Origin of the sequence: Hymenobacter koreensis (assembly GCF_039541855.1) — a bacterium.
Classification (GTDB): domain Bacteria; phylum Bacteroidota; class Bacteroidia; order Cytophagales; family Hymenobacteraceae; genus Solirubrum; species Solirubrum koreensis.
Genome location: NZ_BAABHA010000004.1, coordinates 13,988 through 35,725, shown reverse-complemented (window position 1 = coordinate 35,725; position 21,738 = coordinate 13,988). Strand labels below are relative to the sequence as shown.

Annotated in this window: 19 protein-coding genes; 8 read left to right on the top strand and 11 right to left on the bottom strand. The window is 57.7% G+C overall.

All coding sequences use genetic code 11. The features are described from left to right. The first annotated feature begins 69 nt into the window (after positions 1-69). Positions 70-1,314 (top strand): helix-turn-helix domain-containing protein, encoded by a 1,245-nt coding sequence (locus tag ABD903_RS09050; RefSeq protein ID WP_345224175.1) that lies wholly within the window; start codon positions 70-72, stop codon positions 1,312-1,314. A 62-nt stretch (positions 1,315-1,376) separates the two neighbouring features. Further along, positions 1,377-2,267 carry a DoxX family protein gene (locus tag ABD903_RS09045; RefSeq protein ID WP_345223445.1) on the top strand — a complete coding sequence of 297 codons (891 nt, stop codon included), beginning with the start codon at positions 1,377-1,379 and terminating at the stop codon, positions 2,265-2,267. Positions 2,268-2,381: 114 nt separating this feature from the next. On the opposite strand, the gene ABD903_RS09040 is transcribed toward ABD903_RS09045, so the two are convergent. The 3 genes from ABD903_RS09040 to ABD903_RS09030 form a co-directional block, all read right to left on the bottom strand. Beyond that, positions 2,382-2,876 carry a hypothetical protein gene (locus tag ABD903_RS09040; RefSeq protein WP_345223442.1) on the bottom strand — a complete coding sequence of 165 codons (495 nt, stop codon included), beginning with the start codon at positions 2,874-2,876 and terminating at the stop codon, positions 2,382-2,384. Beyond that, a complete protein-coding gene (locus ABD903_RS09035) occupies positions 2,873-3,832 on the bottom strand; it encodes a hypothetical protein (RefSeq protein ID WP_345223440.1) in 960 nt (319 codons plus the stop codon). The genes ABD903_RS09040 and ABD903_RS09035 overlap by 4 nt, the downstream gene beginning before the upstream one ends. Before the next feature lie 232 nt (positions 3,833-4,064). Continuing rightward, positions 4,065-4,574 carry a hypothetical protein gene (locus ABD903_RS09030; RefSeq protein WP_345223438.1) on the bottom strand — a complete coding sequence of 170 codons (510 nt, stop codon included), beginning with the start codon at positions 4,572-4,574 and terminating at the stop codon, positions 4,065-4,067. Positions 4,575-5,081: 507 nt separating this feature from the next. On the opposite strand from ABD903_RS09030, the gene ABD903_RS09025 reads away from it, so the two are divergent. Beyond that, positions 5,082-5,807 carry a phenylalanine-4-hydroxylase gene (locus tag ABD903_RS09025; protein WP_345223436.1) on the top strand — a complete coding sequence of 242 codons (726 nt, stop codon included), beginning with the start codon at positions 5,082-5,084 and terminating at the stop codon, positions 5,805-5,807. Positions 5,808-5,890: 83 nt separating this feature from the next. On the opposite strand, the gene ABD903_RS09020 is transcribed toward ABD903_RS09025, so the two are convergent. The 4 genes from ABD903_RS09020 to ABD903_RS09005 form a co-directional block, all read right to left on the bottom strand. Further along, entirely contained in the window at positions 5,891-6,367 is a 477-nt protein-coding gene (locus ABD903_RS09020) for an Mpo1 family 2-hydroxy fatty acid dioxygenase (RefSeq protein ID WP_345223435.1), read from the bottom strand. Between the two features lie 179 nt (positions 6,368-6,546). Then, positions 6,547-7,407 carry a dienelactone hydrolase family protein gene (locus ABD903_RS09015; protein ID WP_345223432.1) on the bottom strand — a complete coding sequence of 287 codons (861 nt, stop codon included), beginning with the start codon at positions 7,405-7,407 and terminating at the stop codon, positions 6,547-6,549. A gap of 71 nt (positions 7,408-7,478) precedes the next feature. Beyond that, positions 7,479-8,846, bottom strand: a complete 1,368-nt coding sequence (locus ABD903_RS09010) for an ABC1 kinase family protein (protein WP_345223430.1) — start codon at positions 8,844-8,846, stop codon at positions 7,479-7,481. Continuing rightward, positions 8,846-9,481, bottom strand: coding sequence for a TetR/AcrR family transcriptional regulator (locus tag ABD903_RS09005; protein WP_345223428.1), 636 nt, complete (start codon positions 9,479-9,481; stop codon positions 8,846-8,848). The genes ABD903_RS09010 and ABD903_RS09005 overlap by 1 nt, the downstream gene beginning before the upstream one ends. Positions 9,482-9,671: 190 nt before the next feature. Here ABD903_RS09005 and ABD903_RS09000 point away from each other — a divergent pair, with 190 nt between their 5' ends. After that, positions 9,672-10,775, top strand: a complete 1,104-nt coding sequence (locus ABD903_RS09000; RefSeq protein ID WP_345223426.1) for an OmpA family protein — start codon at positions 9,672-9,674, stop codon at positions 10,773-10,775. 65 nt (positions 10,776-10,840) lie between these two features. Here the strand turns inward: ABD903_RS09000 and ABD903_RS08995 are convergent, their stop codons facing one another. After that, positions 10,841-12,169 (bottom strand): cryptochrome/photolyase family protein, encoded by a 1,329-nt coding sequence (locus ABD903_RS08995; protein ID WP_345223424.1) that lies wholly within the window; start codon positions 12,167-12,169, stop codon positions 10,841-10,843. Between the two features lie 75 nt (positions 12,170-12,244). Continuing rightward, a complete protein-coding gene (locus tag ABD903_RS08990; protein ID WP_345223421.1) occupies positions 12,245-12,958 on the bottom strand; it encodes an SDR family NAD(P)-dependent oxidoreductase in 714 nt (237 codons plus the stop codon). Between the two features lie 196 nt (positions 12,959-13,154). On the opposite strand from ABD903_RS08990, the gene ABD903_RS08985 reads away from it, so the two are divergent. The 4 genes from ABD903_RS08985 to ABD903_RS08970 all read left to right on the top strand — a co-directional run bounded on the left by ABD903_RS08985 (position 13,155) and on the right by ABD903_RS08970 (position 20,228). Then, on the top strand, positions 13,155-14,636 hold the full coding sequence (locus ABD903_RS08985) for an MBOAT family O-acyltransferase (protein WP_345223419.1): 1,482 nt from the start codon (positions 13,155-13,157) through the stop codon (positions 14,634-14,636). A gap of 38 nt (positions 14,637-14,674) precedes the next feature. Further along, positions 14,675-15,592, top strand: a complete 918-nt coding sequence (locus tag ABD903_RS08980; protein WP_345223418.1) for a hypothetical protein — start codon at positions 14,675-14,677, stop codon at positions 15,590-15,592. 276 nt (positions 15,593-15,868) lie between these two features. Then, positions 15,869-19,318: a pyruvate carboxylase gene (locus tag ABD903_RS08975; RefSeq protein WP_345223417.1), complete on the top strand. Its 3,450-nt coding sequence runs from the start codon at positions 15,869-15,871 to the stop codon at positions 19,316-19,318. A gap of 118 nt (positions 19,319-19,436) precedes the next feature. Then, positions 19,437-20,228, top strand: coding sequence for a hypothetical protein (locus ABD903_RS08970; RefSeq protein WP_345223415.1), 792 nt, complete (start codon positions 19,437-19,439; stop codon positions 20,226-20,228). Positions 20,229-20,324: 96 nt separating this feature from the next. Here ABD903_RS08970 and ABD903_RS08965 read toward each other — a convergent pair whose 3' ends face one another. Both ABD903_RS08965 and ABD903_RS08960 read right to left on the bottom strand, forming a co-directional pair. Beyond that, entirely contained in the window at positions 20,325-20,708 is a 384-nt protein-coding gene (locus tag ABD903_RS08965; RefSeq protein ID WP_345223414.1) for a hypothetical protein, read from the bottom strand. Positions 20,709-20,822: 114 nt separating this feature from the next. After that, on the bottom strand, positions 20,823-21,632 hold the full coding sequence (locus ABD903_RS08960; RefSeq protein ID WP_345223411.1) for a transporter: 810 nt from the start codon (positions 21,630-21,632) through the stop codon (positions 20,823-20,825). Positions 21,633-21,738: the final 106 nt, after the last annotated feature.

Below are 21,738 nucleotides of genomic sequence, written 5' to 3'. Positions count from 1 at the left end.
AATAAGGTGAACATTGCAGCAGGGGCTGGGTTGGAGTGAGAACGGCTCCGCCCAGCCTTTTGCGTGTCTATGTTATTTCAGTTCAGCCAATACAGCTCTTTGTTGTTGCCCTTCTTCGTGCAGGGCATTGTGTTTGGCGTGCTGTTGCTGGTGCGGAGCTGGCGCCTGGCCGTGCCCGCCGACCGGTGGCTGGCGCTGCTCGTCCTGCTGTACACGGCCAACATTGCGCAGTGGATGCTGGGCTTTGCCGGCTGGTACGACGCCCACAACGGCTACTCTACCTTCATGTTTTACTTCCCGTTTTCCTTTCATTTGGGAGCGGGGCCCTTGTTTTACCTGTACTTCCGCAGCCTCACCAATCCGGAGTTTCGGCTACGGGGCCGTCAGTACTGGCACTTCGCGCCCATGGCGGCTTATGTCGGCTGGTACGCATTCTGCTTCGGGGTTGATGTTTTGCTGCGCCACCAGTGGCTTGGCCAGCCCTTGCCCGAGCACTTCGGCACCAAAGGCACGCTAATCAACTTTGGCTTGGTGCACGATGTAGCCGGGGCGCTGAATTACGCATCGTTGGCAGCGTACAGTTACCTGACGTTGCGCGAGTACCGCCAGTACACGCGTTACCTGAACGACAACTTTTCCGACACCGAGCGGCGGCGCTTCCGCTGGCTGCGGCACGTGCTGGTGGCCGTCCTCATCGGCACAGCGGTGTCGTTTGTGTTCAACCTGATCGACGTGGGCGCGGGGCTCTCGTACGTGCAGTTTTGGTACGGCTACCTGTTCACCGGCCTCATCATTTACTACCTCAGCGTGGCCGGCTGGCAAGCCCAGCACCAGTGGCGCACGCCCTTGCAATTCGAGCCCGAAGCCGGGGCCGCACTAGCCGTTGCTACCCAAAATACCGAAGCAGCGCCGGCCCCAGCCGATGCAACCCAACTGGCCCCGGAGCAGCTGCGCTGGGTAGAGCAGTTGGAACGCCTCATGCGTGCCGAACGTCCGTATCTGGAGCCCGATCTGTCCTTGGCCCAATTAGCAGGGCGCCTGAACACCAACACCACTACGCTCTCAAAAGTCATTAATGCCGGTTTTGGGCAGAACTTCAACGATTTCGTGAACGGGTACCGGGTAAACGAAGCCGAGCGTCTCCTGGCTGACTCGCGCTTTCAGCATTACTCCTTGGTAGCCATTGCTTTGGAATCGGGCTTTAACTCGAAATCTACCTTCAACCGGGTGTTCAAGAAACTGAAAAACGAGACGCCTAGTGAAGCCGCTACCCGGCTCAAATCACAAAGTGAGGCGTCCCAAATCATAAGCTAAAGCGCTTTTCAAGAAGCCCCCAGGCACTTTTGGACCATCAATCAACCCATCATTGTCTGGTCATGAAAAAGCTCCTGTTTGCCGCCACTCCGTTAACCAACCGCGCCGCCGATGCGGTGTGGTTGCTGTTCCGTTTGCACATCGGTCTGTCCATTGCCGATGGCGCCGGGTGGGCCAAGCTCACCAACCTCGCCGCCGTGGCCAACGCCCAGGTGCCCGGCCCGCCCGACTGGTTTGTGCAACAAGTGGCCGGCCTCGGGTTTACGTTTCCTTCGCCGTACTTCTGGGCGGGTGCGGCTGTGTGGGGCGAGTTTGTGGGTGGCTTGCTGATTGCGCTGGGGCTGTTCACGCGCTGGAGCGGGCTGCAGCTGGCATTCCAGTTCTTCGTGGTGGCCTTTCTGTGGTACGAAAACCCGTCGCCCATCACGGGCATGTACTTTCAGCAGTTGCTATTCTGGGGCTTCGCGCTGGTAACGGTGCTAGGCGGCGGCCGCTACTCACTTGATTACTGGTTGACGCGCCGGGCGGTCAATGCCGCGAATACTGCGAGCAAAGAGTTGAGAATTGCCTCCGACAAACGGCCCGCGGTTGTTGCGGCGGCACTTGGGCTTCTGACGCTCGTATCTACGCTTTGCTTTGCCGGCGACAACCTAAAATCCAACCTGCTGATCGAGCCGCGCAAGCAATTCGTGTTGGGTGGTGAGCAGCGCGGCGCGTTTAAAGTATCGGCGCACAACATTGGGAAAGTGCCGGTGGAAATCAAGGAGCGGCCCCGGGGCGGGGGCATCTTCGGCAAGGCCACGCTGGCGCCCGGGCAACGCGCAACGCTGCGCTTTATGGCCGGTTCGGCGGCGCTGTTGCTGAACCCTTCCGATGAACGAGCCAACCTGCTACTTACCGTCAGCGGCGACACGCAACTCAGCATGGGTTACGAGCAGGAGGGCAAGCGTTAAAGCTAACTTCAGGGCTTGGGTGTAGGACGGGACAAGGCTTTTGAGCGTAGACACTTTCGGGTGCTACCTGTAGTAAGTAAAAAACCACTTGGGAGCGTATCCACTCATCCGGAGTTATGGCCGGTCTGTAGCCGTGGCCCCAGCTAAAACCGACTCGGCATTGCCTTCGTGGAAAGCGCTGAAGCTTGTAACCTCCCCGTCGCGCGTTCGGATGAGGCCCGTGAAGTTGGGGAAAGGCAATTCAAGTCTGTCCAGTTCGGGAAGAGCCGTTGTGTCGTATAGCACCTGGGCCGAAGCGGGCAACAAGGAGAGGCGTTGCAGCTCACGTTGCGACGTGACCAGCGTGACTTTTTTCCCCACCAGTTGCTGTACAATAGCCCGAATCAGGGTGCGGTTACAGCTGGCGCATCCTTTGGCGGGCAGAATAATGTATGTGTGGGGCTCACCGGGAATGGATTGGTTGAAGTTTCGTTTTAAATAGCTGTTGAAGTGGCCTCCTGCCGCCACGCGGGCCGCAGGACCTTGTTCTACGGGTGAAGATGGGGAGGGGGAGCAGGCCGTGGCCACCAGCCAAGCTCCTGCGGCGAAAACCCAGCTGCCTCGTATCATCGTTTGGGTAGCGGTAATTGGTATAACTCAAATTCCCAATCTGATTTTAAATCGTGCTTCTTTTTTATCAACAGCCCTTGCGGGGTAGGTAGCACTACGTTCTTGTCCAGCCGAATGGGAAACGAAACCTCACCCAATGTACGCAAGTCGTTATCGAACACTACAAGCGTCCACGCCGCCGGGGGCGTAACAACACGGAGTCCGTCCTGAAAAGTAACTCGGGATGGATGTTGCAGGATGCGATAGTTCACATGGTGGTAAGGATCGGCAATCAGATCGACAAAGCGGAATTGATTGTACGTGTACCAGATTGAATATTTGTCGTCGGAGAGGCTGTCGGCCGGGTAAGGGCGCGGAGCCACAAAGGCGGCAGCAGATACCTGCTTTTTTTGGTACGTCCCGTCCGGGCGGTAGGCCCACACGTCTTCGCTATACGGGTAAGTAAACAGGAAATGGCCGGCGCTTGAAATAGCCGTTTGGCCATAGAAAGTGTACTGCGTGTTGGCGGAATTAATGGTTGCTGGAATGCGGCCTAAGTTATTTACGGCCCGGTTGGTACGCGTATCCAGCAGTATCCCAAAAGGGGCGGCGTAATACTTTTTTCGGGCTGTTTCGTTGGTGAATACGTCGCCTCCGTTGATGCTTTGCTGCATCAATACGTAGCGCCCTTGCGCATGCAGGCCACTCAGGCCGGTGTGCCAGAAATAGTTGGTAGCCCCGGATGCAAGCGGGGCCGAGCGCGGCCATTGTCCGCGCCGGGCACCGGCCGAATCGCATAAGACCAACAAGTCACCGTCACGGTTAAGAAAGTAAAGAGAATCGAGAGAGATTGGAACAAACGACTCGGGGAAGCCGCCCGGGAAAATTCCATGGGTACTGCGCCTTCGGGTGCTTGCTACCGGGCCGCCCAGGGTGTGCGTCAATAATTCCTGGCGGTGCTCGTCGTAGAAATACAAATGGCCCTGGTTGCGCGCATACAAATACCGCAAGGGCAAGCGCGAAAATAGGCCTACGCCCCGCGTTTGCGGAACAATAAAGGTGCGGACGAAACGGGGTTTCCCCGGCGTGGCCGGTTTTTTTTGGCAGCAGCTGAGCCCAGCCAGCAATAACAAGACGAGTACTCGTTTACTCATGTTAAAATAATTGGCCCGCCTCCGGCCTTTGTGTGGCCGGAGGCGGGCCATTCAACTATTCTTCGCCTTTAAAGAGGGGGAAAGCCATTTCGGGGTCTTCTAAGTTAACGGTCCCCCGTCCGGCAAAATAATAAACCGCTCCATTGTTTGAGTTTTGGCGGTATAGCGTATACTCCCCGGATTGCAGCTTTGCCAGATCTTCTGCATGAACGTCGTCCAGCAAGTACGGCATTGTTTCATGCCACCTATCCGTTCTGAAATACTCCCCGACGGCAGCCGGGCCTTCGGAAATTACATTGTCTAAATCAGCTACCGCACGCGTCCATGTTATTGGACGAATGATGACGTCGGGAAAGCAATTACGAGCGGGTGCAGTGCAATGGACACCGAAGATGGTTCCAGTTTCATCTACTACATAATAAGTCTTGCGCATTCCCCCTTTCACTTCCTGTTGAACTGTTGGCGCTTTTGGGGTGAGGTCCTCGCTGCCTGTTAGGCCACAACCGGAGCTTGCCGCTGCAACTGCTATTGCAATGAATAGCCAGAATTTGTTTTTGTTGTTCATGATTTAAGATTTTAATGCTGATAATAAGGAGTAGCTAAAGAAATGTGATTCGCGACCGAAAAAGGAAGCGTGCTTAACTTTTCCGAAGAAAATAATTGCGGGGGTTGCTCTACGGTGAGAAGTTCGGGCTAAGGTGAGGAGAGATTAGGTATTTTACGAAGTTGATGCGTCTCTATCTCACAAAATCATATAGGAAGCCTGATGAGCGTTCGATAGGTACTTGGGACTTTCCCCGCAGCTTCACGGTGGCATGTTATTGCTTGAAGATGAAGTTTATAGCCGGTGCAGATTTGCATTGCTCCCAATCGTTCTTATATTTGGTCCCATCATGCTCAACCAATCCATTAACTGCAACTTTACACTGTGCGTCCGCCCCATGTATGGGACTGGAGCCGTGCCGTTGCATGTCGGAACCTGAAGCTTGATACAGCTACACTACCTGACCTGAAAACAACCCAGCCCGGCTCCGCACAACGGAGGCCGGGCTTTTTTTTGACCGATTGCCTTATGGAAGCTCACCACCTTACTGCCGAAGACCACCTCGTGTGGAAAGTGCTGTTCGACCGACAGACGGCGCTGTTGCACCGTCGCGCCGCCGCGCCCTTCGTCACGGGGCTGCAGCGCTTGGGTCTCACGCGCGATGCTGCTCCCGACCTAAAGGCACTAAGTCAGCATTTGCGCAACCTCACCGGCTGGGACATTGTGCCCGCGCCCGGCCGCGTAGACGACCGCACTTTTCTGGCCTTGCTGGGCGAGCGGAAAATGCCCGTAACCCGCTGGATGCGCTCCATGCAGCACTTCGACTACATTTCCGGCCCCGACCTCTTCCACGATGCCTTCGGCCACCTGCCTTTGCTTACCGACACGCACTGGGCCGCTTGGATGGAGCACTTCGGCCACATGGCGCGCCATCACCTCGCCGATGCCCAGGCCGTAGAGCAGTTGGTGCGGCTGTTCTGGCACACCGCCGAGTTTGGGCTGGTGCGCGAGGGCGACGACTTGCGCGTGTACGGCGCGGGGTTGTTGTCGTCGGCTGCGGAGCTGCACCACTGCCTCGGCGAGGGCACCATTCGCCACGAATTCGACGTGGAAAAGGCGCTGGAGGCCACCGTGGTCCGCGACGGGTTTCAAGAGGGATATTTTGTATTGCCAAACTGGGAACAGCTTTCCGATGCCACCGCTGAATTAGCCGTGCGGCTGGCCACGGTGCCATGGCCGGCGCTTGCACAGTAGCCTTGGTGCATTTCCCTGACAAAAAGCCCGCTGCCAGAAAGTACTGGCAGCGGGCTTTTTGTCAGGGAAATAAGAGGAAAGGTTTAGTACGCCCAGCCCAAACGACGGTACACGAAGTGCAGGAGCCAGAGCGGCCCGATCAGCAGAAACTGAATGTCTTTAAGGAAGGACGGCTTCTTGCCTTCCACTTTGTGGCCCCAGAACTGCCCCGCCCAAGCGGCTACAAACACAATGAGACAAAGGGCCCAGAGCGGTAATGCGTTCTGTTGCTCAATGCCACGCAGCAGCAGCGCAATACCAGTGCTAACCAGCACCATCCCAATAGCCAGCGGGACCGACAGCCGAAGGTAGTATACCACCGCCAGCAGCATGACCAGCGTAGCCCAGTTTAACCATGGGCTTAGGCGCGCTATAGCGTAGGGCACTGGAATACACCACAGCAACCCCAGCAGGGAAAACATAATAAGGGGCACGCACACCCAATGCACCAGCTTGTTAGTGGGGTTTTGGTGGCTTTCACCGTATTCAGCAAGCAGCGACGATAAGGCAGCGGTTGGCATGGCAAAAGGGGAAAGTAAGGCAAGGAGCGCAGCAGGATAAGTACCGCTCGCAAGTCTGTGCAGATAGGTGACCTGGCGGGTCACTGCGGGAAATAAGGTACAAAAGATGGGATAAAAAAAGCGCCAGCATTTGCCGGCGCTTTCATTCACTAACGACCAGAAAACCGGCCGGGTTGGTGTTACGCTTTGGTCTTTAATTTGAAGTTTTTGCGCAGGTAAGCCAGCGTCAGGGCGTGTGCGTCGGCGGCAAACTGCTGGTTGTACTTCGGGTTCGAGGGGTTAGCAAACGCGTGGTCGGCGTCGTAGCTTTTCACGGTCAGGTTCTTTTTGGCGGCGGCCATGTCTTTCTGAAACTGGGCAACTACCACTGGGCTAATCCACTTCTCCTGGCTGGCGAAAATGCCCAGTACGTCGGAGTTCAGGGTTTTGAGCTTGTTCACGTCTTTCTCGGGCATGCCGTAATACATAACTGCACCTACCGTTTGCTTGCCGCCGAGCAGCGCCGCCTGCAACGACCAGCCGCCGCCAAAGCACCAGCCCACCGAGGCAAATTGCGCTTTTGGGCCCGCGTAGCTCATAACGCCTTTCAGAATGCTCTCGGCCCGGTCGGTTTTTACGCCTTGCATAAGTTTGCCGGCTTCGTCGGCGGTGCTGGCTACCTGGCCGTCGTAGAGGTCCACGGCAATAACGTTCACGCCGGGCAATTCGCTGGCAAACGTGGCGGCTTCCTTCTTAATGTAGTCGTTCAGGCCCCACCACTCGTGAATAACCAACAAGTACTTGGTAGAAGGCGTAGCACTTTTAATCTCGAAGCCGCGGCCGGTTTTGCCGTCAGGGGTTTTGAATTCGATGGCGCTGCCTTCGCCCTGAAAGGTGTAGGGCAGCGGCGCATCGTGGCCACCGGAGAATTCCTCGTTGGAAGCCAGCATGGCAAATGCTTCGGTTGCAGCCGGCCGGGCACAGCACGACAGACTGGCTTTTTGGGCAAAGGTGGCGCTGCTGGTTATTAACGCTGCCAGAAGCAGGAACAGGTGTTTCATGAAACTGAAAAATGAAGAGTGACGGCAAGGAAGCCACAACGCCGCTTAAATGTTTTGAAAGGCCTTTTGCCTCAGGCGGCGGCCACCGGCGCTTGCACACCGGTACGCACATGGGCCTTGAGTTCGGTAAGTAGTGCGTACAGGCCTACGTAGGTGCGGTTTAAGTAAATAAAATGCTCAGAGCCACGAGGCTCACGCTGCCGCCGCAGCTCCGGTTCCTGCATGAGCTCTTCGCCGAGGGCATACAGCTGCTGCAGGTAGGCCGGGTCGCCAAAATCGAACGTGGGCTGCCAGAACGGGCGGCCCACCAAGGCCAGCGAGGCACGAATGGTACGGATGTACAATTCCCGTTGCGCCGGGGCATCGGCGGGCCGGAGCACGCCCAGCTCCGTCAGCAATTGCTCAAACCGCGCCCCATCATCGAGCAAACCGGGCGCCAGCAGGGCCAGGAACAGCTGCTGAAAATCGGCCGGAATTTCCTTTACGCAGCCAAAATCCAGCACGCCCACGGTGCCGCCAGCGGCCGTCTGAAACAGGAAGTTGCCGGGGTGCGGATCGGCATGAACCTGCCGGAGGGTGTGCAGCTGAAAGGTGTAAAAATCCCAAAGGGCTTGGCCCAATTGGTCGCGAACGGCTTGGCTGGGTTCCTGGGCCAGAAACTCCTTGAGGTGCTGGCCAGGCAGCCAATCCATGGTAAGCACACGCGCCGCCGACTGCTCCGGGTAGTAGTGCGGAAACTGCAGATGCGGCAAATGCTGGCAAAGGGCCGCTATTTCCTGGCCCCGGCGCATTTCTAAGGCGTAGTCGGTTTCTTCGAGCAAGCGGGTTTCCACTTCTTCCAGGTAAGGCCGCACTTGGCTTTCGTCGAGGCCGAGCACCCGCAGGGCTACGGGCTTCACCAGCCGAATATCGGACCGAATGCTGTCGGCTACGCCGGGGTACTGCACCTTCACGGCCAGCGGCTGGCCGTTTTTGGTAGCGTAATGTACCTGCCCAATGCTGGCTGCCTGCCGGGCGCTGGGGTCGAAGTCGTCGAACAGCTCGAAGGGTGAACGGCCGAACGCGTCGCGGAATGCTTTGATAACCAACGGCCCCGAAAGGGGAGGCGTTTGATACTGAGCCTGGGCAAACTGCTCGGCATAGGCCGGGGGCAGCAGGTTCTTTTCCATGGCCATCATTTGGGCCACTTTCAGCACCGAGCCTTTCATCTCGCTGAGGGCGCCGTAGAGTTCCGCCGCGTTGGCCGCGTGCAGGTCTTCGGTGGCGCTTTCGGCGCCCACCGAGCGGCGGGCATAGTGCTTTACGTAATTGGCGCCCACTTTAAGGCCGGTTTTAGCGAACCGGGCCGCTCGAGCCACCTTGGTGGTGGGCAACGATACCAAGGGCGTGACGCGGGGCTCGGGCGCGTCGGGGGTGGGGGTAAGCGGGTTTTCGGCCATTAGCGGCGGCTGTGAAACAGGAAGCGGGCGAAGTCAAACGCCGAATCCAGGGTGTTCGGGCCTACCAGATCGAAGCTTAGGCGCACGGCTTTTTCCACGGCCGCGTCGGTGCGTTCGAAGTTCAGGCTGTCGTCTTTGGCAAAGAAGCCGAGCACAAACAAGGCCTGCTGCCAAAACGCGCGCGGGTATTGGTCTTGCACCAGGGGGCGGCTGGCTACCTCCTCGGTGCGGCGGGCGTCTCGCAGCACGTCGGCCACGAAGACCTCAAAATCCTGCCGAAAATCGTCGAGCACGCGCGGGCTGAGACCGGGCATGCGGCTGATGGACCGGTGCAGCGACATGAGCGCGTAGCTGCGGTTGTGCTTGAGAATTTCGAGCAGCGTGTAATAAAAACCCAGCAGCTTTTCGCGGGCGCTGTACTGTTCCCACACCGGCTCGGCGGCGGCGCGCAAGCGGGCGTCGCGGCCGAAGTCAGCCCAAATTTCCCGGTCGATGGCCTCGAACGTGGCGTAAAACTGGTAGAACTCGGCTTCGGGAATGCCCAGCTTCTGGGTGAGCTTAAAAACCGATGCCGGCGGCTGGTTTTTGCGCAACACGTAATCGAGGTAGGCCTGTTTGATGCGTTCTTTTTCCATGGCCCTAGCAGAACAGGTAGGAGCCGGCATTGGTTACCCAGCCGTTAGGATAACGCCTTCCCAAGGGCTTAATGCTAGGCGAGAAGAAGATTAAACTCGGCAATATGGTTTGTATGCATTCAATAATTTATAGTATGTTTGATTGTTCATGGTTCGACTAAAGTTCTTGATGACGCGTACGGTGTTTGCTTTGCGAATTGCTGCTTTTGGGTGGCTCTGGTTATTGACGTTCATAACACACGCCCAGTCGGGCAGCGTAGGCATAAGCGGGAGCGTGCAGGCCAACGACCAAGCCGTGGCTAAAGCCGCAGTAACCGTTGTGCACCTACCCTCGGGGATGCGCCGGGCTACTTCAACCGACGCCGCCGGAAACTTCGTGCTGCCCAATTTGCTCGTGGGCGGACCTTACATCGTGCAGGTCATTCAGCCCGGTTTCCAGACCCAGGTGGTAAACGATTTATTCCTTACGTCGGAGAAGCCGGCTGTTTTTACTTTCGCCCTGGAAAAGGCCGACGCTTCAACTGGGAAAAAGCGCGCCAGCCGCCCGCTCAAAACGGCCGCCGCGGCACCGCCCAAGCCCAGCCAAAGTGGGTCTGGGCTGGCGGCCTACGCGGCCTACCAGCCCGCCCCGGCACCTGCGCCTGCACCGGCGCCCGTTGCGGTAACGCCCACTCCGGCAGCCGCAACCGCAGCACCGGTACCGGCCAAAACAGCCCGGCCCAAATACACCCCTCGTAAAACCAGTGCTGCTTCCAAGGGCATAATGCCGGTGGTGAGCGGCCACTACGATGCCAAAAGCGGCAACTACATTTACCACACCGGCGCCCCGGTTACCTTGAAACTAGCGGGTGGCGGCGTTATTGAGGGGGTAGGGGTTAATTCAACCGAAAGCCAGTTGCACCGTTTTCTCACCGATGCGCAATTCAAAGTTGACACCGTTGACCTAACAGCCGGGTGGATGAATTTTGACCGCGTGTATTTCGAGGCCGGCAAAGCCACGCTCACCAAAGAGTCGGTGGTACAGCTGCGCAACATTGCCAGCCTGCTGCGCGCCTACCCCCAAACCCGCATTAAGCTGGGCGGCTATACCGATAGCACCGGCACGGCCAAGGTAAACCGCTTGCTCAGCGAGGCCCGCGCCCAAACCGCCTGGGCGGCTCTCGTGGAAATGGGCATTAGTCCCAGCCGCATGGAAGCCCGCGGGTACGGCCCGCGCTACACCATTGCCCCGAACGTTACCGAAGAAGGCCGCGCCATGAACCGGCGTCTGAGCGTGAAAGTACTGGCCAAATAGCCGACTTCCTCACCAAAAAAGCCCCGCCAGCTGGCGGGCCTTTTTGGTATTGGTGCTGTAATGGGCTAGGATGGTTGGGCAGCCGCTCGGTACGCTGCCCGAAACGTGTCGATGGCGCGGGTGCGGGCAAATTTGTGGTCAACAACGGGTGCTACGTACGCGTTTGTGCCGTATTCCGGCACCCAGCGGCGCACATACTCCAGGTTGGGGTCGTAGCTCTGCAGCTGGTTTTCGGGGCTGTACACCCGAAACCACGGGGCGGCTACCACGCCCGTACCGGCCACCCATTGCCAGTTACCCACGTTCAGGGCGAGGTCGTAGTCGAGCAGCTTATCGGCAAAATACCGTTCCCCGAGGCGCCAGTCGATGAGCAGGTGCTTGGTCAGAAAACCGGCCACGGCAATGCGGGCGCGGTTGTGTATGAAGCCCGTTTCGTTTAGCTCGCGCATGCCAGCATCCACAAGCGGGTACCCGGTCTGGCCGTCGCACCAACGTTGAAATTCTTCTTCGTTGTTGCGGTACGGAACCTCTCGCAGGCGCGGCTCGAAGCTTTCGTGCGCCGTAAAGGGATAATGCCAGAGCAGCGTCATGAAATAGTCGCGCCACACCAACTCGGCCAGCAGCTTGGGATTTAGCTTCTGGGCCTGCCGCATGAGTTCCCGTACGCTAAGCGTGCCAAAGCGCAGGTGCACCGAGCGGCGCGTGCTGCTGTTCACCATACCCGGGAAATTGCGCGTTTCGTGATAGGTGCGCACCAGACTTTCGGGCGGCAATTCGGCTACCGGAACCTGCTGCTCAAACCGCTCGAAGCCCATGTCTTCCAGCGTTGGCCGAGCAGGTACATCTGGCAGCTGCGCTAAATGTTCTTGCGTGAACAACTCCGACGAAGGGAAAGGATGCAACATGTCCGGCAACAAGGCCGCCAACCAAGCGTCGCGGTAAGGCCCGAAGCTCTTGTGCGGCTTACCCGATTTTGCCAGTACCTCGTTTTTGGCGAAGATGACCTGGTCTTTCACCGCCGTAAACGGTATTGTGTGCTCAGCCAGCAGCTGGGCTACTTCGGTGTCGCGCTGGGTAGCGTAGGGTTCGTAGTCTTCGTTAGTGAAAACGGCTCCTATTTCATACTTCGCCAATAACTGCCTGAAAATGGATACCGGCTTGCCATAATGAGCCAGAAATACGCCACCGGTTTGTTCCGTTTGTACTGCCAGCTGCTCTACGTGGTCGTAAATGAACGTGAGGCGTGCATCGTGGGGACGCGGCACATAATCCAGGATATCCGAATCGTAAATGAACAGCGGGGCTACAGGCAGGCCGCTTTGCAGGGCCGCTGCCAGGCCAGCGTTGTCGTGCTGGCGTAAGTCGCGGCGGTGCCAGAATAGGGCTATTTTCATGGAATGCACTTGTGCTTAACTACTTGGTACAGAAGAAGCGAAGAAGATGGTGACTTCTGTGCTAAGCGTCGATTCTTACTTCAGCGTGGAGTAGCCACCGTCAACACGAATAATTTGGCCCGTGATAAAGCTGGCGGCGTCAGAAAGCAGGAAGGCTGCAGTTTCAGCAAGGTCGGTGGGCTGGCCCACGCGCTGCAACGGGTGACGCTTGGCGCCGGCTTCCTGCTTCTCGGGCGTATTGAGCAGCGCAGCGGCCAAGGGGGTGTCGGTGAGGGTGGGAGCCAGCGCGTTTACCCGAATGCTGCTGCCGGCGTATTCGGCTGCCAAAGAGCGGGTTAGGCCTTCGAGTGCAGCTTTGGCCGTGGCAATGCTGGCGTGAAAGGGCATGCCGTTGTAAGCCGCCACGGTGCTAAACAGCACCACCGAAGCGCCGTTGGCCTTCTTGAGGCGTTTCATTGCGGCTTGCAGTACTTGCACGGCACCCAGCACGTTCAGCTCGAAATCCTGGCGAAACTGATCCGGGGCTAGTCGCTCGAAGGGCCGCAACAGAATCGAGCCCGGGCAATACACCACACCGTGCAATGTTTCGGGCAGGGCATCCAAAGCCGATCCGAACGGCTGCGTTACATCCAGGTCGATGTGGGTGGTTGCCAATGCCGCCAGTTCGGCTGAGTGGTGGCGGGAGGCGGTAACCAGCGTGGCGCCACGCTGCGCCAGCAACTGTGCCGTGGCAAGTCCAATGCCGGACGAAGCGCCGACGATAAGTATGGTTTTGTCGGAAAAATCCATGCGGCAGGAGGGTTGAAGCGGAAATGGACTTACAACCCAGGCTGCACTGTAAGGTTTATCTTCCTTCCGCCACTTGCCCGCACCCGTGGAACGGTCTCTGCTGCGTAAGGCGTAGATTGCGCCCTTTTCGGAGGCTGCGGAGCTGCGCCGGTGTGGTCCGGTGCAGCCGATGGGCTCTACTTAATGCTCGATTGCGGTGCTCTTTAACTCGTTTGAGTTTCTGCTATTCTTTCCGGTGGTTACGGGGCTGTATTTCCTGTTGCCGCACCGGTTTCGTTGGGCGCTGCTGCTGCTGGCCAGCTGCGCGTTCTACATGTTCTTTAAGCCCGTTTACATTCTCATCCTGTTCGGTACCATCGTAATAGATTACGCGGCCGGCATCTGGATTGAAAACAGTACTACCCCGCAGCGGCGCAAAGCCTTGCTGCTGGCCAGCATTGTGGCCAACGTGGGGGTGCTGGCGGTGTTTAAGTACTTCAATTTCCTGAACGACAGCCTCACGGCCCTAACCGAGACGCTGGGCACCCGGAATCCTGTTCCGTACCTGTCTATTTTGTTGCCCATCGGCTTGTCGTTCCACACGTTTCAGGCCATGAGCTACACCTTTGAGGTGTACCGAGGGCGGCAGCCCGCCGAACGGCATTTCGGCATCTACGCGCTGTACGTCATGTTTTACCCGCAGCTGGTGGCCGGGCCCATTGAGCGGCCGCAAAACATGCTGCACCAGTTTCGGCAGCGGCACACGTTCCAGTACGAGCGTGTAACGGCCGGCTTAAAGCTGATGGCCTGGGGCTTGTTCAAAAAGGTAGTAGTAGCCGATCGGCTGGCCCTGTTCGTGGATCAGGTCTACAACAACCCCACCGATTACCAAGGCCTGCCGCTGGTGGTGGCTACTGTGTTTTTCGCCTTTCAGATTTACTGCGACTTTTCCGGCTATACCGACATAGCTCTGGGTTCGGCGCAGGTCATGGGGTTTTCCCTGATGCGCAACTTCAACCGGCCGTACGTTGCCGGTTCCATTCGGGAGTTTTGGGGGCGCTGGCACATTTCGCTTTCCACTTGGTTCCGCGACTACCTCTACATTCCGCTAGGGGGCAACCGGGTGGAAAAATGGCGCTGGTACCGCAATATCCTGGTGGTGTTTCTGGTAAGCGGCCTGTGGCATGGAGCTGCTTGGACGTTCGTTATCTGGGGGGCATTGCACGGCTTTTACCAGGTGTTCGGGCTGGTCACCGAAAAAATGCGCCACCGCTTGGCTAACGCTACCGGCCTGTTGCGGCTGCCAGTCCTGCATCGGTTCCTGAACCTGAGCAGTACGTTTGCGCTGGTATGTTTCGCCTGGATTTTCTTCCGGGCTAACACGCTGGCCGATGCCCAATACATTGCTACTCATTTGTTCACCGGCTGGCCGGAAAGTCTTCGGGCGGTAGTCACGAACGCGGCTTATGGGCGTACGCATTGGCTTTATTTAGAGCATTCTACCGGGCAATTCGCGCTGGCGTTGCTGTGCTTGGCGGCTCTGCTCATCATCGAGCTGAGCCAGCAGGAGGAAAGCCTGCCGGCAGTTTTCCAGGTTCGTTTCGCCCCGGTGCGTTGGTCGGTGTATGTGGGGCTGGTGCTGGCGGTGCTGTTTTTCGGGGTATTTAACTCCAGTCAGTTCATCTATTTTCAGTTTTAACCGTGCGGCAACTGGTGCTCAAACTCGGGTTGCTATGCTTGGTAGTAGCCGCTGTGCTGGCTCTGCTGGGCCCGCGCATCGATGCCGGTCGGGTCGATCCGTTTTACCGCCGCTTTACCTCCGGCCCGGCCAGCTCGCTCATCATTGGTTCGTCTAGGGCTGCGCAGGGCTTGCAGCCGCGGGTGCTGGCTCCGGCTTTGCTGGGGCGTGGCCGGTACCAGGGACCCATGCTAAACTTCGCCTTCACCATTACCAACTCGCCTTACGGCCCGGCTTATCTCGCGCAAATCAAGAAAAAAGTGGCCGCCCACACTCGAAACGGTGTGTTTCTACTTGCCGTGGACCCGTGGGTTCTGTCCTGCGACTCCACCGAACGACAGGATCAGCGCCTCCGCGAGGACAAAAGCTTCATGAGCAAGCTGCACGCGGCCGCCCTCAACCCCAATATCGAGTATATTCTACGGTTTGGCGACCGGCCTTTGTACCAACTCTTCGCGGTGCCACCCCTAAAGAATTACGACATATACCTGCACGCCGACGGCTGGCTGGAAATGACGGTGCCGCTAGACAGTGCCTCGGTGCAGGAGCGTACCTCGCGTGGCATGCGCCGCTACCGAAGCTTTGTCAACCACTGGCAGCTGTCCGATGTGCGGATGCAGGCCTTGCGACAAACCATCACTTTCCTGCAGCAGCACGGCCAAGTGTACCTGTTGCGGTTGCCAGCGGGGGTGGGCATGAAGCAAATGGAACAGCAGCACTGGCCGGACTTCGACTCCCTGATGCAGCGACAAGCCGAAGCATTCCGGGTACCCTACCTCAGTTACATGGCGCTGTCGGCCGCTTACCCAACCACCGATGGTAACCATCTTCAAAGCGAAGCCGGGCGGCGCCTATCCCGAAAAATAGCCGCGGATATATTAAAACTGAACGGAGCTCATATGGCTCGGCAGAAATGAAGACGTGCAATTAAGGATGGTTTAACAAGCGCCTTAACTCTCTCCTCGGCTCCAGCCATCAGACATGGAGTCAGAGTACAAGCGAGGTAAAAGCGCTAATTAAAGCGCAAGTAAAATTTAAAAAATGCACTGAAACGGGGTAGCGCATAACAATTTGATAATACGGGATTCATCTACTTTATTCGGCATGCCTACTATCTAACGTAGCCGAAAGCCCGGCTTTTGCGTAGCTTCGACCCAAATCCGCTCCCACTTCCCAAACCCTTTCCCCGAGCCATGAACATCCGCAAACTGCTCGTTGCCAACCGCGGCGAAATTGCGATTCGCGTCCTGCGCGCTGCTTCCGAGCTGAACATCAAGACGGTAGCCATTTACACTTACGAGGACCGTTACTCGCTGCACCGCTATAAGGCCGACGAAGCGTATCAGGTAGGCCGCGACGAAGAGCCGCTGAAGCCTTACCTCGACATCGAGGAAATTCTGCGGGTAGCCAAGGCCAATGGCGTGGATGCCATTCACCCCGGCTACGGTTTTCTAAGCGAAAACGCTACCCTGGCCCGCCGCTGCGGTGAGGAAGGCATAACGTTCGTCGGCCCGCGGCCGGAGGTCATGGATGCCCTCGGCGACAAAGTGGCCGCCAAGCGCGTGGCCGTACAGTGTCAGGTTCCCATCATTCAGAGCAGCGAGCAGGACCTGACCAGCTTCGAGGTAGCTCAGCAGGAGGCCCAGCGCATCGGTTACCCGGTTATGCTGAAGGCAGCCTCGGGCGGCGGCGGGCGCGGCATGCGCATCATCCGCGACGACGAGCAGCTGGAGAAAGGCTTCTTCGAGGCCCGCAACGAAGCCCAAAAAGCGTTCGGCGACCCCACCGTGTTTCTGGAGAAATTCGTGGAGCGGCCCAAGCACATCGAAATCCAGATTGTGGCCGACAACCACGGCAACATGGTGCACCTCTACGAGCGCGACTGTTCGGTGCAACGCCGCTTTCAGAAGGTGGTGGAAGTAGCGCCCGCCCTGGATTTGCCCAACCACCAGCGCCACTTGCTGTACGAGTACGCCCTGCGCATTTGCCGCGCCGTGGGCTACAACAACGTGGGTACCGTGGAATTCCTGGTGAACCCCGAGCACGACCGGATTTACTTTATCGAGGTGAACCCGCGCATTCAGGTGGAGCACACGGTAACGGAAATGATTACCGGTGTCGACCTGATCAAAACCCAGCTCTACATTGCCTCGGGCTACAAGCTCACCGACCCGCAGATTGGCCTGGAACCCGGCGAAAAGCCGCTGCGCGTGGGCTACGCCATCCAGTGCCGCATCACCACCGAAGACCCTGAAAACGACTTCAAACCCGATTACGGCACCATCGTGGCCTACCGTTCGGCTGGTGGCTTCGGTATTCGTCTCGACCAGGGCTCCGTGTACCAGGGCGTGAAAATTTCGCCGTTCTTCGATTCGCTGCTGGTTAAGATTTCGGCACACGCGCCCACGCTGGAAGGCGCGGCCCAAAAGATGATGCGGACCCTGGAGGAGTTCCGAATCCGCGGAGTGCGCACCAACATTCAGTTCGTACACAACATCGTCGGCCACCCCGAGTTTCAGGCCGGCCACGCCAACGTGGACTTTATTAAAGACCACCCCGAGCTGTTTAAATTCCGGGTGCAGCAGGACCGAGGCACCCGCGTGCTGGGCTTCCTCGGCGACGTGATTGTGAACGGCAACCCCGACGTGAAGGGTCTCATCGACCCGAAGCGCGAACTGCCCAAACCCATTCTGCCGCTGGCCGACATGACCCAGCCGCCCGCGCCCGGCACTAAGCAAAAGCTCACCGAACTCGGTCCCGAAGGCTTTGCCCAGTGGCTGCGTGAGGACAAGCAGATTCACTACACCGACACCACCCTGCGCGACGCGCACCAAAGCTTGCTGGCCACCCGCATGCGTACCTTCGACATGCTGAAAATGGCCGATCGGTACGCCCGCATGCATCCGCAAACGTTCAGCCTGGAGTGCTGGGGCGGTGCCACCTTCGATGTGGCCCTGCGTTTCCTGCACGAGGACCCCTGGGAGCGACTGGCGAAACTGCGCGAAGCCGTGCCTAACATTCTGCTGCAAATGCTCATCCGTGGCGCGAACGGCGTGGGCTACAAAGCCTACCCCGATAACCTCACCGAGCGGTTTGTGCAGCAGGCCTGGGAAACCGGCGTCGACGTCTTCCGCATCTTCGATTCACTGAACTGGATGAAGGGCATGGAGTCGTGTATTGGCTTCGTGCGCAACAAAACTCAGGGCCTGGCCGAAGCCGCCATTTGCTACACCGGCGACATTCTGGACCCCAAGCGCAACCAGAAATACAATCTCGATTACTACCTGCGACTTGCCAAACAGATTGAGGACGCCGGCGCGCACATTCTGTGCATCAAGGACATGGCCGGGCTGCTCAAGCCTTACGCCGCCAGTGAGTTGGTAACCGCCCTGCGCGACACGGTGAAGATTCCGATTCACCTGCATACGCACGATACTTCGTCTTTGCAATCAGCTACTTACTTAAAAGCAGTTGAAGCAGGAGTTGATGTAATCGATGTGGCTTTAGGTTCTTTGTCGGGGCTTACCTCGCAGCCGAATTTCAACTCCATTGTGGAGATGCTGCGCGGCACCGAGCGCCACCGCGAGTACAACCAAGAGAGCCTAAATGACTTCTCGAACTACTTCGAAACCGTTCGCGACTACTACTACCCGTTCGAGTCGGGTTTGAAGGCCGGCACTTCGGAAGTTTTCCAACATGAGATTCCCGGCGGTCAGTATTCCAACCTGCGGCCCCAGGCGGCGTCGCTCGGTTTGCTCGATAAGTTCGATGACATTAAGAAGACATTTGCCGATGTCAATCAGCTGTTCGGCGACATTGTGAAGGTGACGCCGTCGTCGAAAGTGGTGGGCGACATGGCCCTGTTCTTGGTCTCGAACAAGCTGACTACGCAAGACGTGCTGGAGAAAGGCGACCAGTTGAGCTTCCCCGAATCGGTGCGCGAGTTGTTGCGCGGCGACATTGGGCAGCCCGAAGGCGGCTGGCCGGCCGAGGTACAGAAAGCGGTGCTCAAAGACGAGCAACCCTTCACCGACCGCCCCAACGAGCACCTCGCACCCGTCGACTTCAAGAAGGAGTGGAAGAAGTTCGAGCAGAAGTTCGGCCCGGGTGTGAAATTCACCGACCTGCTTTCGTACCTGCTTTACCCCAAGGTGTTCGAGCAGTACTGGGAGCATCAGCAGCAATACGGCGACGTATCGGTGGTACCCACGCGCGTGTTCTTCTACGGCCTGCGCTCCGGCGAGGAAACCATCATCGACATTGCCCGCGGCAAGTCCATTATTGTGCAACTGCGCTCGGTAGGGCAGGTGAACGACGACGGCATGCGGACTATCTTTTTCACTTTGAACGGTCAAACGCGTAACCTAGAAGTTCGCGACCGGTCGGTGGAGGTGAAAACGGTATCGAACCCTAAAGCCGATAAAGGCAACGCCAAGCAAATTGGGGCGCCGCTGCAGGGCCTGCTCTCGAAAGTGTTGGTGGAAAGCGGCCAGAAGGTGAAGCGCAACACCCCGCTCTTCATTATTGAGGCCATGAAAATGGAAACCACCATTACCGCTCCGGCCGATGCCAGTGTGCAGGCCCTTAACCTGACCGAAGGCACCTTGGTAAACGCCGACGATTTGGTGCTGACGCTTAACTAACGACCGGGTAATAGTTACTTTCAGGCAAAGTACGGGCATGCCTTATCCGGTAGGTCCGTACTTTGCACTGTTTTTGTAGGTTACGCGTTTCCTTACCGACTAACTGCTTGCTGTATCTATGATTCGCTTCTCTCCATTTGCTCCGGTTCACCGTTTGCGCACCTTGAGCTTTTGTTCGGCTTTGTTGGTTGGGGCCTGCGTAAGCCTGCCGGGTTGGGCGCAGCAGACCACGCCAGCCGGTTCTACGGCCAACGCTTCGGGCTTGGCTGCTACGGAAAACATCAACTCCATTACGCGTGGAGCCATGGCTTTTGCCTACGACGACCGGTACGAAGGCGTTAGAGGCACGCCGTACGTGATGCGCATGTGGCTGCCGGCCGACATTACGCTTAACTCGAACGTGCGCATTCCCAGCGTGCGGCTGAAGTACGATGCACTCCGTAACCACATACTCGCCCGTCCCGACAATACCCGACCCGATTCCGTGCTGTTAAACCCGGCATCGGTAAAGAGCTTTGCCTTTCAGGATGCACTAGTGCCGAACCAGCGCCGCCTTTTCCGCCGGTTCGATGAGGCCCAAAGCCCCTCCGAGAAGCAGGCGTTTGTGGAGGTTCTGTACGAGGGGCAGTACAGCCTGCTGAAGCATTACCGCAAAGAATACCGCAAGGCTAACTTTAAAGGCGCTTACAGCGACAACCGTACCTACGACGAAGTAATAGACCGCACCGTGTATTACCTGCGCCGCCCCAACGGCACCATTGCAGAAGTAAAGCTCAACGAAAAGTCATTTGCCGCGGCGGCGCCTGAACTGGCTGGACGGATGAAAACCGTATCGGAACGCGCCCAGCGAAACCTGAAAACCGAAAGCGACCTGACGGCGCTGCTAGCGGCCGCCGACAAGCAACCGTAAACGGTACCTACCCCGACGCAAAACGGCCACTCCATTACGGAGTGGCCGTTTTGCGTCGGGGTAGACTGTAAGTTTGTTGTATTCGCGGGAAGTAGATTAAAGTTCGGCGGCTTCTACATGAGCAGGAGGTGCTGCACGCCACGTGCTGTTACGGGTAATCGTATTGCTTTTGGCAACCTTACCAACCCGAATAGCTTTCGGTTGGCTGGTGCTCTGCACCGCTTTCAGGGAAGCGAGATGCTCGTTGTACTGCTCCACCAGGTTAGAGTAGGCCTGGGTAAGATTCTGCACCTGTTCCTGCAACTGCTGTAACTCGGAGGCCGAGGCGTAGCGTGGATCCATAGACTCTGGGTCGCCGAACCCGGTGGTGGTTTTATTGAAGGACGTAGCCGGCAAGGCCGATTGCGCCCGGGTTGCAAAATGGCCCACCAGCAACAAGGCCAGCAACACGATAAAACGGAAGAAGGAGCGGAGCGACATGGAGTGGTTGTGAGAATGCGGCGAATGATTGGGACAAATCTAAGGGAATTGTCCATTGCCGCCAATCACACAAACATGTGAGGCTCCTGCTGCCCGCTAATAATTTACTGGTGCCTACCGGGGCAAGCGCATGCTAAGTCCCCCGCCGAAAGTTGTGAGGCTGGGGCCGGTTAAGCTGCGGCCCGCCGTAACATCGAGGCGCAAACCGGGAAGAGGCCGCCAGTTCAGGCCGGCGGTAGCACCGTGGGTGTAGGTACCGCGGCCACTGCCGTAACCTTCGGCAAAGAATCCAAAATTCTTGCTGATCGGACCGTTAAGCGCCAGCGTGTAAAGAAATTGGCCAACCTTGGTATCGGCCGCTTTAAAGCCGCTTTGGCTAAAGCCCAGGTTGCCCTCAATGCCGTACCGCTTGCCAATTTGCTGGGAAACCAAGGCGCGGGCAGCCGCTACGGGCTTGTCGATGTTCAGGGACCGGTCGCCGGTGTTGGGCAAGGTGAGTTCGGTCAGAAACACTACTTGCGAACGAGCGTCCTGCTCTGAGGAAGCCAGCCATTTAGCGCCTACTGTGAGAGGAGCCATGCCAAAGGGAGCAGGGGCTGTGCCCTCTACCACCGAGCGGGGCTGGGCAGCCAAGTAGTTCTGGGTGAGGCGCAACTCCATGTGGTTCCAGAAGCCCACGCGTAATAAACCGGTGGAGTAGGAGGTGGCGGGGCCACTGCCAGGCAAGCGGCGCAAGGTGCCGGCTTCTACTTGAAACTGGCCGGGCCGCAACATGCTGGTGGTTACCGTTTGTCCCGGTCTGTCGGGCCGGATGTTGCGCACGAACGGCGCGTCCTCGTTTTCAGTCGGATCGGTGGTCTGGGCCAAGGTGTGGCCGGAGGCGCCCAAAAAAAGGACGGCGGTCAACAGAGTGGTCGTACGCATCCCCTACCGACAGACCCTGGCCCGGTATAGTTCAAACTGCCGTGCAAAACAGCCTTTTACGGTATTGTCTGGACTAAGGTTTTCTATGATCTGTACTTTTTTTTAG

Coding starts and splice junctions, on each gene's coding strand:
- ABD903_RS08990 (WP_345223421.1), bottom strand. CDS start 12,958: ATGGATTTTTCCGACAAAACCATACTTATCGTCGGCGCTTCGTCCGGC.
- ABD903_RS08995 (WP_345223424.1), bottom strand. CDS start 12,169: ATGAAAATAGCCCTATTCTGGCACCGCCGCGACTTACGCCAGCACGAC.
- ABD903_RS08960 (WP_345223411.1), bottom strand. CDS start 21,632: ATGCGTACGACCACTCTGTTGACCGCCGTCCTTTTTTTGGGCGCCTCC.
- ABD903_RS09010 (WP_345223430.1), bottom strand. CDS start 8,846: ATGGCCGAAAACCCGCTTACCCCCACCCCCGACGCGCCCGAGCCCCGC.
- ABD903_RS09025 (WP_345223436.1), top strand. CDS start 5,082: ATGGAAGCTCACCACCTTACTGCCGAAGACCACCTCGTGTGGAAAGTG.
- ABD903_RS09015 (WP_345223432.1), bottom strand. CDS start 7,407: ATGAAACACCTGTTCCTGCTTCTGGCAGCGTTAATAACCAGCAGCGCC.
- ABD903_RS08965 (WP_345223414.1), bottom strand. CDS start 20,708: ATGTCGCTCCGCTCCTTCTTCCGTTTTATCGTGTTGCTGGCCTTGTTG.
- ABD903_RS09050 (WP_345224175.1), top strand. CDS start 70: ATGTTATTTCAGTTCAGCCAATACAGCTCTTTGTTGTTGCCCTTCTTC.
- ABD903_RS09045 (WP_345223445.1), top strand. CDS start 1,377: ATGAAAAAGCTCCTGTTTGCCGCCACTCCGTTAACCAACCGCGCCGCC.
- ABD903_RS09040 (WP_345223442.1), bottom strand. CDS start 2,876: ATGATACGAGGCAGCTGGGTTTTCGCCGCAGGAGCTTGGCTGGTGGCC.
- ABD903_RS08970 (WP_345223415.1), top strand. CDS start 19,437: ATGATTCGCTTCTCTCCATTTGCTCCGGTTCACCGTTTGCGCACCTTG.
- ABD903_RS08975 (WP_345223417.1), top strand. CDS start 15,869: ATGAACATCCGCAAACTGCTCGTTGCCAACCGCGGCGAAATTGCGATT.
- ABD903_RS09020 (WP_345223435.1), bottom strand. CDS start 6,367: ATGCCAACCGCTGCCTTATCGTCGCTGCTTGCTGAATACGGTGAAAGC.
- ABD903_RS09005 (WP_345223428.1), bottom strand. CDS start 9,481: ATGGAAAAAGAACGCATCAAACAGGCCTACCTCGATTACGTGTTGCGC.
- ABD903_RS09030 (WP_345223438.1), bottom strand. CDS start 4,574: ATGAACAACAAAAACAAATTCTGGCTATTCATTGCAATAGCAGTTGCA.